This is a genomic window from Streptomyces sp. NPDC005195, assembly GCF_040608315.1.
GTDB classification, from domain to species: Bacteria; Actinomycetota; Actinomycetes; order Streptomycetales; family Streptomycetaceae; genus Streptomyces; species Streptomyces kaempferi.
Genome location: NZ_JBEXHZ010000001.1, coordinates 84,715 through 99,890, shown reverse-complemented (window position 1 = coordinate 99,890; position 15,176 = coordinate 84,715). Strand labels below are relative to the sequence as shown.

The following is a 15,176-nucleotide window of genomic DNA, read 5'->3' as shown; positions in this document are numbered from 1 at the left end:
GGCGCCGCCCTCGCCAGGCCGAGGTGACCACCGGGGCCGGCCGGGCCCCGGACGGTACGGAGATCGTGGAGGCCGCCCCGTGACCCGTCGCCGCAACACCGCACCGCCCCGTGAGGAGGTCCTCGGGGCGGCGATGGGCATGATCGCCGAGCGCGGCCTGGAGAAGCTCACCATGGCGGCGCTCGGCCGCGAGGTCGGGATGAGCAGCGGCCACCTCCTCTACTACTTCCGCTCCAAGGACGAACTGCTGCTGCAGACGCTGGAGTGGAGCGAGGGCCGGCTCGGTGCCGAGCGCGGCCGGCTGCTCGCCGCGCGGGGCACCGCCCGCGGCCGCCTGGACGCGTACGTCGGTCTGTACGTCCCCGACGGCCACCGCGACCCCCACTGGACGCTCTGGCTGGAGGTCTGGAACCACTCGCAGAACGCCGGCGAGGACGCGCGTGAGCGGCAGGTCGCGATCGAGGGGGCCTGGCACCGGGACCTGGTGGCCCTGATCGCCGAGGGCGTCTCGCGCGGCGAGTTCCGCCAGGTCGACCCGGACCGCTTCGCCGCCCGGCTGCGGGCCCTGCTCGACGGCTTCTCCATCCACGTGGCGATCGGCCTGCGCGGCACCGACCGGGAGCGGACCCTCGGCCACGTGAGGGAGTTCCTGGACGAATCGCTCGGCTGAGCACGGGCCGGGACAGGCCGGGCCCGTGCGGCCCCGGACGGCCATGGCCGGAAGCCGCCCTCGAAAACGGACGAACCGCTCGCATCCTGAGACGATCTGGGCCCGTGAGCGGCGCTGTGCCAGACTGCCCCCGTGCTCTCGTTCGCCATGATTATGGGCAGCAGGCGCGCCGGTCCGCAGTGACCGCCACGTACCACCACGTACGGGCGGGCACCGTCGTCCTCGACCCGCGCGCAGACCTCTCGCACCCGCGAGAGGTTTTTCGTTTTCCTGGCCCACCACAAGCCGGGAAGGGAGCGCGAGGGATCATTGGGGGACGGTGGAGCCGGTCATTCCGGTACAGACCGAGATCCAACACAGGAGCCAGACACCATGACCGACACCAGTGAGCTCGACGATTCGTTCCACGTCTTCGACACGACCCTGCGCGACGGCGCGCAGCGTGAGGGCATCAACCTCACCGTGGCGGACAAGCTGGCCATCGCACGGCACCTGGACGACTTCGGGGTGGGCTTCATCGAGGGCGGCTGGCCCGGCGCCAACCCGCGGGACACCGAGTTCTTCGCCCGCGCCCGGCAGGAGATCGACTTCAAGCACGCCCAGCTCGTGGCCTTCGGCGCCACCCGCCGGGCGGGAGCGAAGGCGAGCGAGGACCAGCAGGTCAAGGCGCTGCTGGACTCCGGCGCCCCGGTGATCACGCTGGTGGCCAAGTCCCACGACCGCCATGTCGAGCTCGCGCTGCGCACGACCCTGGACGAGAACCTGGAGATGGTCCGCGACACCGTCTCCTACCTGCGCTCGCAGGGCCGGCGCGTCTTCGTCGACTGCGAGCACTTCTTCGACGGCTACCGCGCGAACCCCGCGTACGCGAAGGCGGTCGTCCGGGCCGCCACCGAGGCGGGCGCCGACGTGGTCGTGCTCTGCGACACCAACGGCGGCATGCTCCCGGCCCAGGTCCAGGCGGTCGTCGCCACCGTCCTCGCCGACACCGGGGCCCGGCTCGGCATGCACGCCCAGGACGACACGGGCTGCGCGGTCGCCAACACGCTGGCCGCCGTCGACGCGGGCGCGACGCACGTGCAGTGCACGGCGAACGGCTACGGCGAGCGGGTCGGCAACTCGAACCTGTTCCCGGTGGTGGCGGCCCTGGAGCTGAAGTACGGCAAGCAGGTGCTGCCCGAGGGCGCGCTGCGGGAGATGACGAGGATCTCGCACGCGATCGCGGAGGTGGTCAATCTGACGCCTTCGACGCACCAGCCCTATGTGGGTGTTTCCGCGTTCGCGCACAAGGCCGGTCTGCACGCTTCCGCGATCAAGGTCGACCCGGACCTCTACCAGCACATCGACCCCGAGCAGGTCGGCAACACCATGCGGATGCTGGTCTCCGACATGGCGGGCCGCGCCTCCATCGAGCTCAAGGGCAAGGAACTCGGCATCGACCTCGGCGGCGACCGCGAACTGGTCGGCCGGGTCGTCCAGCGGGTCAAGGAACGCGAGCTCAGGGGTTACACGTACGAGGCGGCCGACGCGTCCTTCGAGCTCCTGCTGCGCGCGGAGGCCGAGGGCAGGGCCCGCACGTACTTCGAGGTCGAGTCCTGGCGGGCCATCGTCGAGGACCGCCCCGACGGCACCCACGCCAACGAGGCCACGGTCAAACTCTTCGCCAAGGGCGAGCGCATCGTCGCCACCGCCGAGGGCAACGGTCCCGTCAACGCCCTCGACCGCGCGCTGCGGGTCGCGCTCGAGAAGATCTACCCCCAGCTCGCCACGCTGCAACTCGTCGACTACAAGGTGCGCATCCTGGAGGGCAAGCACGGAACGTCCTCCACCACCCGCGTGCTCATCTCCACCTCCGACGGTGCGGGCGAGTGGTCCACGGTCGGCGTCGGGGAGAACGTCATCGCCGCCTCCTGGCAGGCACTGGAGGACGCGTGCACCTACGGGCTGCTGCGGGCGGGAGTGGAACCGGCCGCGTAGCGCGAGCGGCCGGGCACGGCCCCCCGGCGAGGTGTGAAGACCTCGCCGGGGACCCGTGCCGGACCTCCGCGGGCTACTGCAGATGCCACTTCTGGTTGGCCGCTCCCGTGCACGTCCAGATCTGCGCACGCGCCCCGTTCGCCGAGGAGTTGTCGGTCACGTCGAGGCACTTGTTCGCCGCGGTGTTGACCACGTCACCCGTCGAGGCGTTGTACGACCACCGCTGGGCGCCGCTCCCGTTGCAGTCGTACAGCTGGACCTTGGCGCCGTTGGCGGTCGAGGCCGAAGTCACGTCCAGGCACTTGCCGAGCGTCTGCACCGAGCCGTCCGCCTGCACCGCCCACTTCTGGGCCGTGCTGCCGTTGCAGTCGTAGAGCTGCACCGCCGCGCCGTTGGCGCTCGAACCGCCCGCCACGTCCAGGCACTTGCCCGCGAGCCCGACGAAGGAGCCCGACTGGCCGTCGCCCCCGCCCGACTGCGTGCCGGACCAGGTGAAGGTGGCCGAGGTCTTGCCCGGCAATGAGTAAGTGGCGTGCTGCGAGCCCCAGTTGACGGTGATCGTCTTCGCTGCGGACGCGTCGTTGTACGCGATCAGCGCCTTCGACCCGTCGGGGTTGCGCCACGCCACGTTCGGCACCGCGGTGGACGCCGTCGACGCGATCCGCTGGGCACCGGGCCGGACGAACTTCGTCAGGTGGCCCATCGTGTAGTACTCGACCGTGTAGTCGACGCTCCCGCTCGCGCCGTCGCCGTTGTGCACGGTGATCAGCCCACTGCACGTGCTGCAACCGCCGTTGTGCGGACCCCGGTTCTGGTCCACGGCCAGCGACCACTTCGTCACCGACTTCGCCCAGTTGCGGGTGTAGTCGACGATGTTGAGCATGTCCTCGCGCTGCTGGTTGGCGATCCAGGTGCCGCCGGAGTGCTCGGTCCCGAAGGCGTCCAGGCCCGGGTACTGGTTGTGCACGCTCGTCTGCTTGTTGATGTCCCCGCCGTACCCGTGCCAGGCGATCCCGCCGAAGTTCGGGTGGGACCGCACCGCCGCGTCGTCGACGGTCGGGGCGGCGTACGAGTCGTAGACGTCCCAGTTCCAGTCGTGGGCGAGGACCTTGGTGGACAGGCCCGCCGCCTGCAGCTTCGGCAGCAGCTCGCTCTTGGTGAAGTAGGCGAGCCCGGAGCCGTTCCAGCTCATCGACGGGTACCCCGAGCAGCAGGTCGGCTCGTTCTGGGCGGTGACGTACGAGACCGGTACGCCCTGGTCCCGGTAGGCCTGGAGGTACTTCACGAAGTACGAGGCGTACGCCCCGTAGTCCTCGGACTTCAGCCAGCCGCCGTTGAGCTGCCCGCTGTCCTTCATCCAGGCCGGAGCCGTCCACGGCGAGGCCATCACCGTCAGCGACGGGTTCAGCTGGAGCGCCTGCTTCGTCAGCGGCACCACGTCCGCCAGGTCGTGCGCGATCGAGAACTGCGTCAGATTCGGGTCGCTCTGCCCGGCCGGCACGTCGTCATAGGTGTAGCCGAACCGCGCGAGGTCCGACGCGCCCATCGGATTGCGCAGGAAGGACAGCCCGATGCCGTCCGTCGGCGAGAACAGCTTGCGCATCGTGGCGTCCCGCGTCGACTGCGAGAGCGCGCCACTGCTGTTCATCAGCCAGGCGGCGGTGTCGGTGAAGGAGGCTCCGCCGCCGGTGAAGGTCTGGTAGCGGGTGTTCTCGTCGACGGTGATGTTCTCGCCGCTTCCGCCGCTGCCGGACTGGAAGGCGAACGGCGCCTGGGCCTGGAGCCCTCGTACGACATGACGGCCGCCGGTGTCGTCGGTCGTGGTCAGCCAGGCGGTGACCTGTTCGCCCGCGGCGTGCGCGGGTGCGGCCGCCGTGAACCCGGCAGTGGTGAGCAGACCGGCGAGAAGCAGCCGGACCGCTCGAGTGGATCCCCTCATGGGGCGCCGCCCTTCTGGAGGTGGGGGTGGGGAGGCGTGCGAGGCGTGAGTAAATGACGGCTTTCGGGGCGCGTCAAGAGGGTGCGCGTTCACACTTTGAAGGAACAACAGCCCTGATCCGGCCGGGGGTTGAGTCTGTACCGGTTCTGACGTGAAGCCTTGACGGTCCCCCGTGGCATCAGTTAACTCACGCCGTGATCTAAGTCATAAGTGAACTAAGAGAGCCGAGGGAAGGCACATGCGAAGAACCGCCCTGCTCGCCTCCGCCGCCCTGCTTGTCGGGCTGCTGCCCCTGGCCGCGGCCGGCACGGTCGCCGCGGCCGACGACCCCGCGCCCGTCCCGGTCGACCGCTTCGAGGGGGAAGTGCCCTTCGCGAACCCGCCCGCCGAAGGCGTCTTCACCTGGGGCGGCGACGCCGACGACCCGCCCGCGCTCGCGCTCACCGCACGGTCCGACGCCCCGGAGGGCGGGAAGGTCCTCAGCGGCGACTACGACATCAGCGGCTACGGCGGCTTCACCCATGACTTCGCCTTCGACCAGCCGGCCCACGACTGGTCCGCCCGCAAGGGCATCCGTTTCTGGTGGGACGGTCAGAACAACGCCAAGAAGGTCAGCTTCGAGATCAAGGACGGCGGCGCCAACGGCGAGGCCTCCGAGCTGTGGACGACGTCCTTCACCGACGACTTCACCGGCTGGAAACAGATCGAGATCCCCTTCACCGACTTCATCTACCGCACGGACTACCAGCCCGTCGGCGGCATCGACCAGGTCCTCGGCCTCACGCAGATGTGGGGGTACGCCGTCACACTCCCGGTCGGCGTGAAGGGCCGGTTCGCGATGGACGACGTCGAGCTGTACGGCAAGGCGGACCAGTCCCTGCGAGCCTCCGTGAGCGCCGACTCGGCCGTCTACCCGGTGAAGGAGGGCGGGGCGGCGACGGTGAAGCTCTCCGTCGCCACCACCGGATCCGCCCCGCTCGACGAACCCGTGACGGTCGCGTACGAGAGCGCGGGCGGCACCGCCGAGTCCGGCAAGGACTACACCCCGGTCAAGGGCGAGATCACCTTCCCGGCGGGCACCGCCTCCGGGAGCTCCCGCACCGTCCGGGTGTCCACCCTGAAGGACAGGTCGGCCGAAGCCGCGGAGACGATCCCCCTCAAGCTGACGGTCACCGGTGCGAAGGCCCCCGCCGAGACCCCGCAGGTGGTCATCGACGCCCACGGGCTGCCCTACCTGGACCCGAAGCTGCCCGTGCGCAAGCGGGTCGCCGACCTCGTCTCCCGGATGTCCCTGGAGGAGAAGGCCGGGCAGATGACCCAGGCCGAGCGCGGCGCGATCGGCGCGGGCGGCGACATCGCCTCGTACGACCTCGGGTCGCTGCTCTCCGGCGGCGGCTCCACGCCGACGCCCAACACCCCCGCGGCCTGGGCGAAGATGATCGACGGCTACCAGCTCCGGACGCAGGCCACGCGGTTCCAGATCCCGCTGATCTACGGCGTGGACGCGGTGCACGGCCACAACAACCTCACCGGCGCGACGATCATGCCGCACAACATCGGCATCGGCGCGACCCGTGACCCGGGCCTGGCGGAGCAGGCGGGCTCGGTGACGGCCGCCGAGGTCCGCGCCACCGGCATCCCGTGGGACTTCGCCCCCTGCCTGTGCGTGACCCGGGACGAACGCTGGGGCCGCTCGTACGAGTCCTTCGGTGAGGACCCGGCCCTCGTGAAGTCCATGGAGACGGTCATCCAGGGCCTCCAGGGCGCCCGCGACGGCAGGGACCTCAAGGACGACGACAAGGTGCTGGCGACCGCGAAGCACTTCGTGGGCGACGGCGGCACGGAGTACGGCTCCTCGACGACCGGCTCCTACACCATCGACCAGGGCGTCACGAAGGTCACCCGGCAGCAGCTGGAGGCCGTGCACCTGGCCCCGTACCAGACGGCCGTCGACCGCGGCATCGGCTCGGTCATGCCCTCGTACTCCTCGCTCGACATCCTGGGCGACGGCCAGGGCCCGGTGAAGATGCACGCACGGGCGGACATGATCAACGGCGTGCTCAAGGGCCGGATGGGCTTCGACGGCTTCGTGATCAGTGACTGGAACGCCATCGACCAGCTCCCCGGCGACTACGCCTCCCACGTCCGCACCTCGGTCAACGCGGGCGTCGACATGATGATGGTGCCGTACTCGTACAAGGACTTCCGCACGACGCTCATCGCCGAGACCACCGCGGGCCGCGTCAGCGCGAAGCGGATCGACGACGCCGTGTCGCGCATCCTGACGCAGAAGTTCAAGCTAGGCCTCTTCGAGAAGCCGTACGCCGACACGAGCGGCGCGTCGCGGATCGGCTCGCCGGCGCACCGGGCGGTGGCCCGTGAGGCGGCGGCCGAGTCGCAGGTCCTGCTGAAGAACTCGGCGGGCGTGCTGCCCCTGAAGAAGTCCCAGAAGGTCTACGTCGCCGGTTCGAACGCCGACGACCTCGGCAACCAGACCGGTGGCTGGACCATCACCTGGCAGGGCTCCTCCGGAAAGAACACGGACGGCACCACGATCCTGGAGGGGATGAAGCGCGCGGGCGGTGACGTCACCTACTCGAAGGACGCCTCCGCGCCCACCGGGGGATACGACGTGGGGGTGGTCGTCGTCGGCGAGACCCCGTACGCCGAGGGCGTCGGCGATGTGGGCAACGGCAACGACCTGGAACTGACGGCCGCCGACAAGGCCGCCGTGGACAAGGTGTGCGCCGCGATGAAGTGCGCGGTCCTGATCGTCTCCGGCCGCCCGCAGCTCATCGGCGACCGCCTCGGTGACATCGACGCGCTCGTCGCCTCCTGGCTGCCCGGCACCGAGGGCGACGGTGTCGCGGACGTCCTCTACGGCAGGCGGCCCTTCACCGGACAGCTCCCCGTCACCTGGCCGAAGTCGGAGGCCCAGCTGCCGATCAACGTCGGTGACACGGCCTACGATCCCCAGTTCCCCTACGGCTGGGGGCTGACCACGCTCGGCAAGGTCCCCGAGGGCGGATCCGCGACCCTCAGGGCCCTCGCCCTGGTGGCCGCGGGCGCGGACCGGGCGGGCGCCGACGCGCTGGGCCGCGCCGCCGTCTCCAAGGCCCGCCTGCTGGTCCAGCAGAGACTGTCCTCGGCCCTCACGCCGGCGACCAGCAAACCCTTCGCGGACGCCGACCACCTCCTCCTGACGGGCCACTACGCCGAGGCGGTGAGCAAGCTGACGGAGGCGTACCGCGCCGCGTGACGTCCCCTCGTAGCCCGCGAGCACGGGGCGGGTGGGAGTGAGCCGGAGCGGGTGGGACGAGTGGGGCGGGGGTTACCCCTGGCCACCTCCGTCCCACCCGCTCCCGATGTTCCGTCGATCGCACGTTCGCGCAGGTTTCGGGTAGCTTCGGAGATATGAAGGCCGCACCGATCCGGGGGCTCCCCGGACTGCTGATCGCACTGATCCTCGCCGCCTTCGCGGCCCTCTCTCCCGGCGTGTACCCGGCGCACGCGGCCACCGCCACGGACGTCGGCACGGTGGCGGCGGCCCTCCGCAGGAGCCCGGTCTACGTCGACCCCGCGGCCTCCGCCCAGCTCTCCACGGCGGACGCCCAGGCCTTGGCCGCGAAGATCAGGAAGGCGGACAAGCCCGTCTTCGTGGCGGTCCTGCCCGACGGCTTCCCCACCCAGAACCTCTTCCAGAACCTCCGCACGGACACCGGCGTCACCGGCCTGTACGCCGTCAGGCTCGGCACCCGGTTCGACGCCCGCGCGGACTCCGCCGTGCTGGCCCGCACCGGCGTGCAGAACCTCGTCACCAGCGTCCAGGGCGAACCCGCCAAGACCCAGCTGAACGACTTCACGGACCGCGCGCTCGTCAGCGTCAAGGGCTCGGCCCCCGGCAGCTGGGGGTCCCCCGCGGGAAGCGCGGACAGCGGGGTCTCCACGACCGCGCTGATCGCCGTCGGCGCTGTGGTCGTGGCCGGCGGCGCGGGCGCGTACACACTCGTACGCCGCAACCGGCGCCGCAGGTCGCAGGAGCAGCGGGCCGCGCTGGACAAGCTCCGCGTCGTCGTGGACGAGGACATCACCGCCTTCGGCGAGGAACTCGACCGGCTGGACTTCCACCCCGCGGAGGTCGGCGCGGACGACGCGATGCGCGCCGACTACGAACGCGCGCTCGACGCGTACGAACAGGCGAAGTCGTCCATGGCGGCCGCGCGCCGTCCTGAGGACGTACGCGCCGTCACCGAGGCGCTGGAGGACGGCCGCTTCTCCCTCGCGGTGCTGGCCGCCCGCCGGGAGGGCCGCCCGCTGCCCGAGCGCCGCGCGCCCTGCTTCTTCGACCCGCGGCACGGTCCCTCGGTCGCGGACGCGACCTGGACGCCGGCCGGCGGCGCGGCCCGCGAGGTCCCCGTCTGCGCGGCGGACCGGGCCCGGCTGGCCGACGGCGACGACCCGGCGGTCCGCGAGGTCGACACCGAGTACGGCCGCCGCCCGTACTGGGACGCGGGACCGGCCTACGGCCCCTGGGCGGGCGGCTACTTCGGCGGCGGCCTGCTCCCCGGTCTCCTCGTCGGCACCCTGCTCGGCGGCGCGATGGCCACCCCCTCCTACGCGGCCGACTACGGCAGCGGTTACGGGGACTTCGGCGGCTACGACGGCGGCGACGTCTCGGGTGCCTCCTTCGACCCCGGGGACTTCGGCGGCGGCTTCGGGGACGGCGGGGGCGGCGGGGACGGCGGCGGCGACTTCGGCGGCGGAGGAGATTTCGGCGGCGGCTTCTGAGCCCCGGCGACGCGAGCCCCGGCGACGGTACGGGCGAGCCGGTCCGGCACGGCCGCCGCCGGACGCGGTACCCCGCACTCGGTCCCGCTCGGCGTCCCGCGTGCCTCCGCCGGCCGGACACCGGGCCCGGCCGTGCCCCTCAGGCGTCGGCGGCGGGGTCGCCGTCCGCGTCGGGCAGGGCGAGCCACTCCCGCCACGACAGATCACGGCCGATGAACCGAGGCCGTTCGAAGGGCCAGTCCTCGGCGATCCACCGGGGCACCAGCGAGTCCAGCTCACGCTCCAGTCCGGTGCCGGCCCTGTCGTCCGTCACCCACCAGGAGATCTCGGCGTCGGCCCCGGCCTTCTCCGGCGGGTCGATGTAGACACATCCGGACTCGACGGTCCCGGTCCCGTCGAGCAGGACGTAGTTGAACGACTCGTGGGCGGCGATCTCGGCCTCGTGCCGCTCCAGATCCTTCTGGTTCGCCTCGTACGTCATGCTCTCGGCGGGCCAGCCCCAGGCCTCCCCGAAGAGGGACCAGAGGCGCTCGCGCGAGCCCATGACCACGGGATGGTCCATGGCCGCGTCGGACGCCGTGATGGGCCTGAGGTGATGCCCCCCGGACAGTTCGACACGGAGGGGGTGTGCGAAGTCGGCAGGCAACCAGGTCATGCCCGGAGGCTAGCCGCGGGACGACGGCCACCGCACCGGGATATCGCCCGGCCCGGGGCGCACGCCCGTCACGGCCGCACCGGCGCGTGGGGTGACCGGTGTGCGGAGTGACCGGTGCGGACACGCCGGAGCGCCCGCCCTCCTGGTACGGGGGAGTGGAGGACGGGCGCGCTCAGGGTGCCGTGAGGCGGCAGGTCAGGCGTTCTTGATCGCCGAAATGTCGAAGTTCAGCTTGATCTTGTCGGAGACGAGGACGCCACCGGTCTCCAGGGCCGCGTTCCAGGTGAGGCCCCACTCGGAGCGCAGGATCTCCGCCTTGCCCTCGAAGCCGGCGCGCTCGTTGCCGAACGGGTCCTTCGCCGAGCCGTTGTACTCCAGGTCGATGGTGAGGGGCTTGGTGGTGCCGAGGATCGACAGCTCACCGGTGATCCGGTAGTCGTCTCCGCCCAGGGCCTCCGCCTTGGTGGAACGGAAGGTCATCGCCGGGAACTCGTCGGTCTTGAAGAAGTCCGAGCTCTTGAGGTGGGTGTCGCGGTCCGCGGAGCCCGTTTCGATGCTGTCCATCTTGACGTCGATCGTGGCGGTGGACCGCGACGGGTCGGCGCCGTCCAGGTGCAGCGCGCCCTCGAAGTCCTTGAAGGAGCCCTTGACGTTCGTGACCATGGCGTGGCGGGCGACGAAGCCGATCGTCGAGTGCGCCGGGTCGATCGTGTACTCGCCGGTGAGCGCCGCGAGGTCGGGGTTCACGGCGGCGGCTGCCGCGCCGGTGGCGGGGGTGTCGGTGGTCTTGCGGCCGAAGATGCCCATGACGTGCTCCTAAGGGGACGGGGTCGCGGATCGGGGAAGCGGAACCGCGAGGATCGTTTTGTTAAACATTCAACGAGGCGAACAGGACCGACGGTAGACCTATTCCATTCAAGTTTCAACATCATCCGCTGTGTGTTGCCGACGTTACTGTGCGTTCCGGTGCGGCGCTTCCCGGTGTGCACTCCCGGCCGGCCGAACCGGCGCGCGTCATCGCTGGTGGGGGCGCTGTCGGCGGTGGTCGCCACGACGTGGGCGTGTCCCCGGCGCGGGGCGCTCCGTTAACCTGTTCGCGCGGAGGCCGTGCTCGGGGGAGTCCTCGGGCGAGCGTCCGGGACCGGCCGGTGCGGCAGGTGCGTTCGGATGGACGCGGCGGCCGGAGTGCTCGGCACAGGCCGCCGTTCGAGGGGCCGTGTCACTCCGCGGATGGTATGCGTCACCCGTGAATGTGAGGTGACTCTCAGTCGACGGCTTTGTGTGACCTCTACAAGCCGCATGCCCCCTGAGCAGTCAGATCGCCTGCATGCGGTCGAGGTTCTGTTCAGGGGTACCAGGAAAACAGGCCGGAGACTGTACGGAGTCGACGGCTCGCTTTTCTTGTTCGACTTCGTAAGGTCGCTACATGACCGTTTTGGACGAGGCCGCACCCTCAGGCGAACCCACGGACGCACGCGGGCGCGTGGCCGAACTGCACGCGATTCGTGCGGAGGCGCTGCGCGGCCCCAGCGAGAAGGCGACCGAGGCCCAGCACGCCAAGGGCAAGCTGACCGCCCGGGAGCGGATCGAGCTGCTCCTCGACCCCGGGTCCTTCCAGGAGGTCGAGCAGCTGCGCCGGCACCGGGCGACCGGGTTCGGCCTGGAGGCCAAGAAGCCGTACACGGACGGTGTGATCACCGGCTGGGGCACGGTCGAGGGCCGTACCGTCTTCGTCTACGCGCACGACTTCCGTATCTTCGGCGGCGCGCTCGGCGAGGCGCACGCCACGAAGATCCACAAGATCATGGACATGGCCATCGCGGCCGGTGCGCCGCTGGTCTCCCTCAACGACGGTGCGGGCGCCCGTATCCAGGAGGGTGTCTCCGCGCTGGCCGGCTACGGCGGCATCTTCCAGCGCAACACCAAGGCCTCCGGTGTCATCCCGCAGATCTCGGTGATGCTCGGCCCGTGCGCGGGCGGCGCGGCCTACAGCCCGGCGCTGACGGACTTCGTGTTCATGGTCCGTGAGACCTCGCAGATGTTCATCACCGGCCCGGACGTGGTCAAGGCCGTCACCGGCGAGGAGATCAGCCAGAACGGGCTGGGCGGCGCCGACGTGCACGCCGAGACCAGCGGGGTCTGTCACTTCGCCTACGACGACGAGGAGACCTGCATCGCGGAGGTCCGCTACCTCCTGTCGATGCTCCCGCAGAACAACCGAGAGAACCCCCCGCGTGTGGCCTCGGAGGACCCGGCGGACCGGCGCGGCGAGATCCTCCTCGACCTGGTGCCCGCGGACGGCAACCGGCCCTACGACATGACGAAGGTCATCGAGGAACTCGTCGACGACGGCGACTATCTCGAGGTCCACGAGCGCTGGGCCCGCAACATCATCTGCGCGCTGGCCCGCCTGGACGGCCAGGTGGTGGGCATCGTCGCCAACCAGCCGCAGACCCTCGCCGGTGTCCTGGACATCGAGGCCTCCGAAAAAGCTGCGCGCTTTGTCCAGATGTGTGACGCTTTTAACGTTCCGATCATCACCCTCCTGGACGTTCCGGGGTTCCTGCCCGGTGTGGACCAGGAACACGGCGGGATCATCCGGCACGGCGCGAAGCTCCTGTACGCGTACTGCAACGCGACGGTGCCGAGGATCTCGCTGATCCTGCGCAAGGCGTACGGCGGTGCGTACATCGTGATGGACTCCCAGTCCATCGGCGCCGACCTCACGTACGCGTGGCCCACGAACGAGATCGCCGTGATGGGCGCCGAGGGCGCCGCCAACGTCATTTTCCGCCGTCAGATCGCCGACGCCGCCGATCCTGAGGGCATGCGTGTGCGCATGGTCAAGGAGTACAAGGCCGAGCTCATGCACCCCTACTACGCGGCTGAGCGCGGCCTGGTCGACGACGTCATCGACCCCGCCGAGACCCGCGAGATCCTCATCCGCTCGCTGGCGATGCTGCACACGAAGCACGCGGACCTGCCCTCCCGCAAGCACGGCAACCCCCCGCAGTAACCCTGCGGCTCCTCCGCGGCAGCGCCGCGGAAACCTCTCTCACGGAGACTGACACCTATGAACGACCCCGAGATCCGCGTCGAGAAGGGCCACGCCGAGCCCGAGGAAGTCGCCGCCATCACGGCCATCCTCCTGGCCCGGGCCGCCGCCCAGCCGGACACCACTCCCACCCACCGAGGCCGTGCGAAGGCCGGCTGGCGCCGTCTGGAGCGCGAGCCCGGCTTCCGTGCCCCGCACAGCTGGCACGGCTAGCCTGCGGCGCTTGTGCGTGACGAAGGGGCCCGCTCCGGATCCGGAGCGGGCCCCTTCGTCGTGCCCACGGCGACCCCGGGGGCCGGGCCCCTCGGTACGGCGGCACCGCCGGAGCGGGCCCCCGGCGGGGCGTGAGCGTCGCGCAGCGCGGCAGAGGGCGTCTTCCCCACTCGGGTGGGGAAGACGCCCTCTGCCGGCGTTCGTCGAGCGGAGCGGCTACCGCAGGCGGGCCATGAGCGCGTGCTCGACCAGCGTGATGAGCGCGCTCTTCGCGTCCGCGCGGTGCCGGGCGTCCGTCGTGATGATCGGAGCGTCCGGGCCGATCTGCAGCGCCTCGCGGACCTCGTCCGGGTTGTACGGCTGGTTGCCGTCGAAGCCGTTGAGGGCGATGACGAAGGGCAGGCCGGAGTTCTCGAAGTAGTCGACCGCGGGAAAGCAGTCGGCGAGGCGCCGGGTGTCGACCAGGACGATCGCGCCGATGGCGCCGCGGACCAGGTCGTCCCACATGAACCAGAAGCGGTCCTGACCGGGGGTGCCGAAGAGGTACAGGATCAGGTCCTGGTCCAGGGTGATGCGGCCGAAGTCCATGGCGACGGTGGTGGTCGTCTTGTCTCCGGTGTGCGTGAGGTCGTCGATGCCCGCGGACGCGGACGTCATGACGGCCTCGGTGCGCAGCGGGTTGATCTCCGAGACGGCGCCGACGAACGTGGTCTTGCCCACGCCGAAGCCGCCCGCCACCACGATCTTCGCGGACGTGGTGGAGCGGGAAGGCCCTCCGCTAGAGCTTGCGAAGTCCACTGAGCACCCTTTCGAGCAATGTCACGGCTGGCTGGCCGCCGGCGCTCTCGTCGCCGCCCGGCTGATGAATGGCGACCAGGCCCGCCTCCGCCAAGTCGGCGACGAGAATCCTGGCCACGCCGAGAGGGATGGTCAGCAGGGCCGAGATCTCGGCCACCGACTTGATCTCCCGGCAGAGATTGCAGATCCGCTGATGCTCGGGCAACTGGCCCTGCATCTGGTGCGGTTGTGCGGTGGTGTGCACCAGCGCCTCGATGGCGAGCTGGTAACGGGGCCTGGTGCGGCCGCCCGTCATGGCGTACGGGCGCACCAGAGGGTTGTTCGACGAACCCGCGGGCGCCGCCTCCGGTGTACGTCGTTGCGGCTGTACCGGCTGGATGCGCGGCGCCGGAGGCTGGTCGTACGGCGAGGGGCCGGGGCCCTGCGGCGTGTACGGCTGCTGGCGTCGGTGGCTTGGCGCGGAGGGGAAGTTGTAACGGTTCGGGTTCTGAGAACCGTCACCCTGGCCCTGCCCCTGGCCGGGGCCGTACGACCAGTTGCCCGAAGACGAACCGCCTGGGGGTGTTGCCACTTTTCTCCTCCTCCGACTGTGCCGGGCACCCATCAGTGTGGGACCGCGTCCCGAAACCTTACGGCCCCGGGACGCCAAAACGCACGGTCTGACTGTTAGTTGAGAAGGCTCCCTTGGAGCTCTGCTCGAAGATCCGGTGTCAGGACCGTACCCGCACGGTCCACCAGAAGGGCCATCTCGTACCCGATGAGACCGATGTCCGCTTCGGGATGTGCAAGGACCGCGAGCGAGGAACCATCGGAAACGGACATGAGGAAGAGGAATCCTCGCTCCATCTCCACAACTGTCTGGTTCACGCTGCCGCCCTCGAAGATGCGGGACGCGCCCGCGGTCAGCGAGGTCAGACCGGACGCGACGGCCGCGAGCTGGTCGGCGCGGTCACGGGGAAAGCCGTCGGACATCGCCAGAAGGAGTCCGTCGGCGGAGACCACCACGGTGTGGGACACCCCAGGGGTGTTGTCCACGAAGTTGGTGATCAACCAGTTCAGGTTCTGCGCCGCCTGGCTCATC

General features: G+C 70.3%; 12 protein-coding genes. 6 read left to right on the top strand and 6 right to left on the bottom strand.

Features of this window, described 5'->3' with window-relative positions:
• The first annotated feature begins 133 nt into the window (after nt 1-133).
• Both ABZV34_RS00460 and cimA read left to right on the top strand, forming a co-directional pair.
• On the top strand, nt 134-670 hold the full coding sequence (locus ABZV34_RS00460) for a TetR/AcrR family transcriptional regulator (RefSeq protein WP_356270679.1): 537 nt from the start codon (nt 134-136) through the stop codon (nt 668-670).
• A 372-nt stretch (nt 671-1,042) separates the two neighbouring features.
• Nucleotides 1,043-2,647 carry a citramalate synthase gene (gene cimA / locus ABZV34_RS00455; protein ID WP_356270022.1) on the top strand — a complete coding sequence of 535 codons (1,605 nt, stop codon included), beginning with the start codon at nt 1,043-1,045 and terminating at the stop codon, nt 2,645-2,647.
• Between the two features lie 73 nt (nt 2,648-2,720).
• On the opposite strand, the gene ABZV34_RS00450 is transcribed toward cimA, so the two are convergent.
• Nucleotides 2,721-4,586, bottom strand: a complete 1,866-nt coding sequence (locus tag ABZV34_RS00450; protein WP_356270020.1) for a ricin-type beta-trefoil lectin domain protein — start codon at nt 4,584-4,586, stop codon at nt 2,721-2,723.
• Between the two features lie 238 nt (nt 4,587-4,824).
• Here ABZV34_RS00450 and ABZV34_RS00445 point away from each other — a divergent pair, with 238 nt between their 5' ends.
• Entirely contained in the window at nt 4,825-7,845 is a 3,021-nt protein-coding gene (locus ABZV34_RS00445) for a glycoside hydrolase family 3 N-terminal domain-containing protein (RefSeq protein ID WP_356270018.1), read from the top strand.
• Nucleotides 7,846-8,000: 155 nt separating this feature from the next.
• Entirely contained in the window at nt 8,001-9,374 is a 1,374-nt protein-coding gene (locus ABZV34_RS00440; protein WP_356270016.1) for a hypothetical protein, read from the top strand.
• Between the two features lie 139 nt (nt 9,375-9,513).
• On the opposite strand, the gene ABZV34_RS00435 is transcribed toward ABZV34_RS00440, so the two are convergent.
• Nucleotides 9,514-10,029 (bottom strand): GNAT family N-acetyltransferase, encoded by a 516-nt coding sequence (locus tag ABZV34_RS00435; protein WP_356270014.1) that lies wholly within the window; start codon nt 10,027-10,029, stop codon nt 9,514-9,516.
• 195 nt (nt 10,030-10,224) lie between these two features.
• On the bottom strand, nt 10,225-10,836 hold the full coding sequence (locus ABZV34_RS00430; protein ID WP_356270012.1) for a YceI family protein: 612 nt from the start codon (nt 10,834-10,836) through the stop codon (nt 10,225-10,227).
• 619 nt (nt 10,837-11,455) lie between these two features.
• Between ABZV34_RS00430 and ABZV34_RS00425 the strand changes: the two genes are divergently transcribed.
• Both ABZV34_RS00425 and ABZV34_RS00420 read left to right on the top strand, forming a co-directional pair.
• The gene (locus ABZV34_RS00425) at nt 11,456-13,045 is read left to right on the top strand and encodes an acyl-CoA carboxylase subunit beta (RefSeq protein WP_356270010.1); all 1,590 of its coding nucleotides are present in this window, start codon (nt 11,456-11,458) and stop codon (nt 13,043-13,045) included.
• A 57-nt stretch (nt 13,046-13,102) separates the two neighbouring features.
• Nucleotides 13,103-13,297, top strand: a complete 195-nt coding sequence (locus ABZV34_RS00420; RefSeq protein WP_148014275.1) for an acyl-CoA carboxylase subunit epsilon — start codon at nt 13,103-13,105, stop codon at nt 13,295-13,297.
• Nucleotides 13,298-13,513: 216 nt separating this feature from the next.
• Here the strand turns inward: ABZV34_RS00420 and ABZV34_RS00415 are convergent, their stop codons facing one another.
• The 3 genes from ABZV34_RS00415 to ABZV34_RS00405 form a co-directional block, all read right to left on the bottom strand.
• Entirely contained in the window at nt 13,514-14,095 is a 582-nt protein-coding gene (locus ABZV34_RS00415) for an ATP/GTP-binding protein (protein WP_030793786.1), read from the bottom strand.
• Nucleotides 14,076-14,666 (bottom strand): DUF742 domain-containing protein, encoded by a 591-nt coding sequence (locus tag ABZV34_RS00410; protein WP_153288431.1) that lies wholly within the window; start codon nt 14,664-14,666, stop codon nt 14,076-14,078. Before ABZV34_RS00410 ends, ABZV34_RS00415 begins: the two co-directional genes overlap by 20 nt.
• Nucleotides 14,667-14,761: 95 nt before the next feature.
• The gene (locus tag ABZV34_RS00405) at nt 14,762-15,175 is read right to left on the bottom strand and encodes a roadblock/LC7 domain-containing protein (protein ID WP_330287552.1); all 414 of its coding nucleotides are present in this window, start codon (nt 15,173-15,175) and stop codon (nt 14,762-14,764) included.
• Between the last annotated feature and the right edge of the window lies 1 nt (nt 15,176).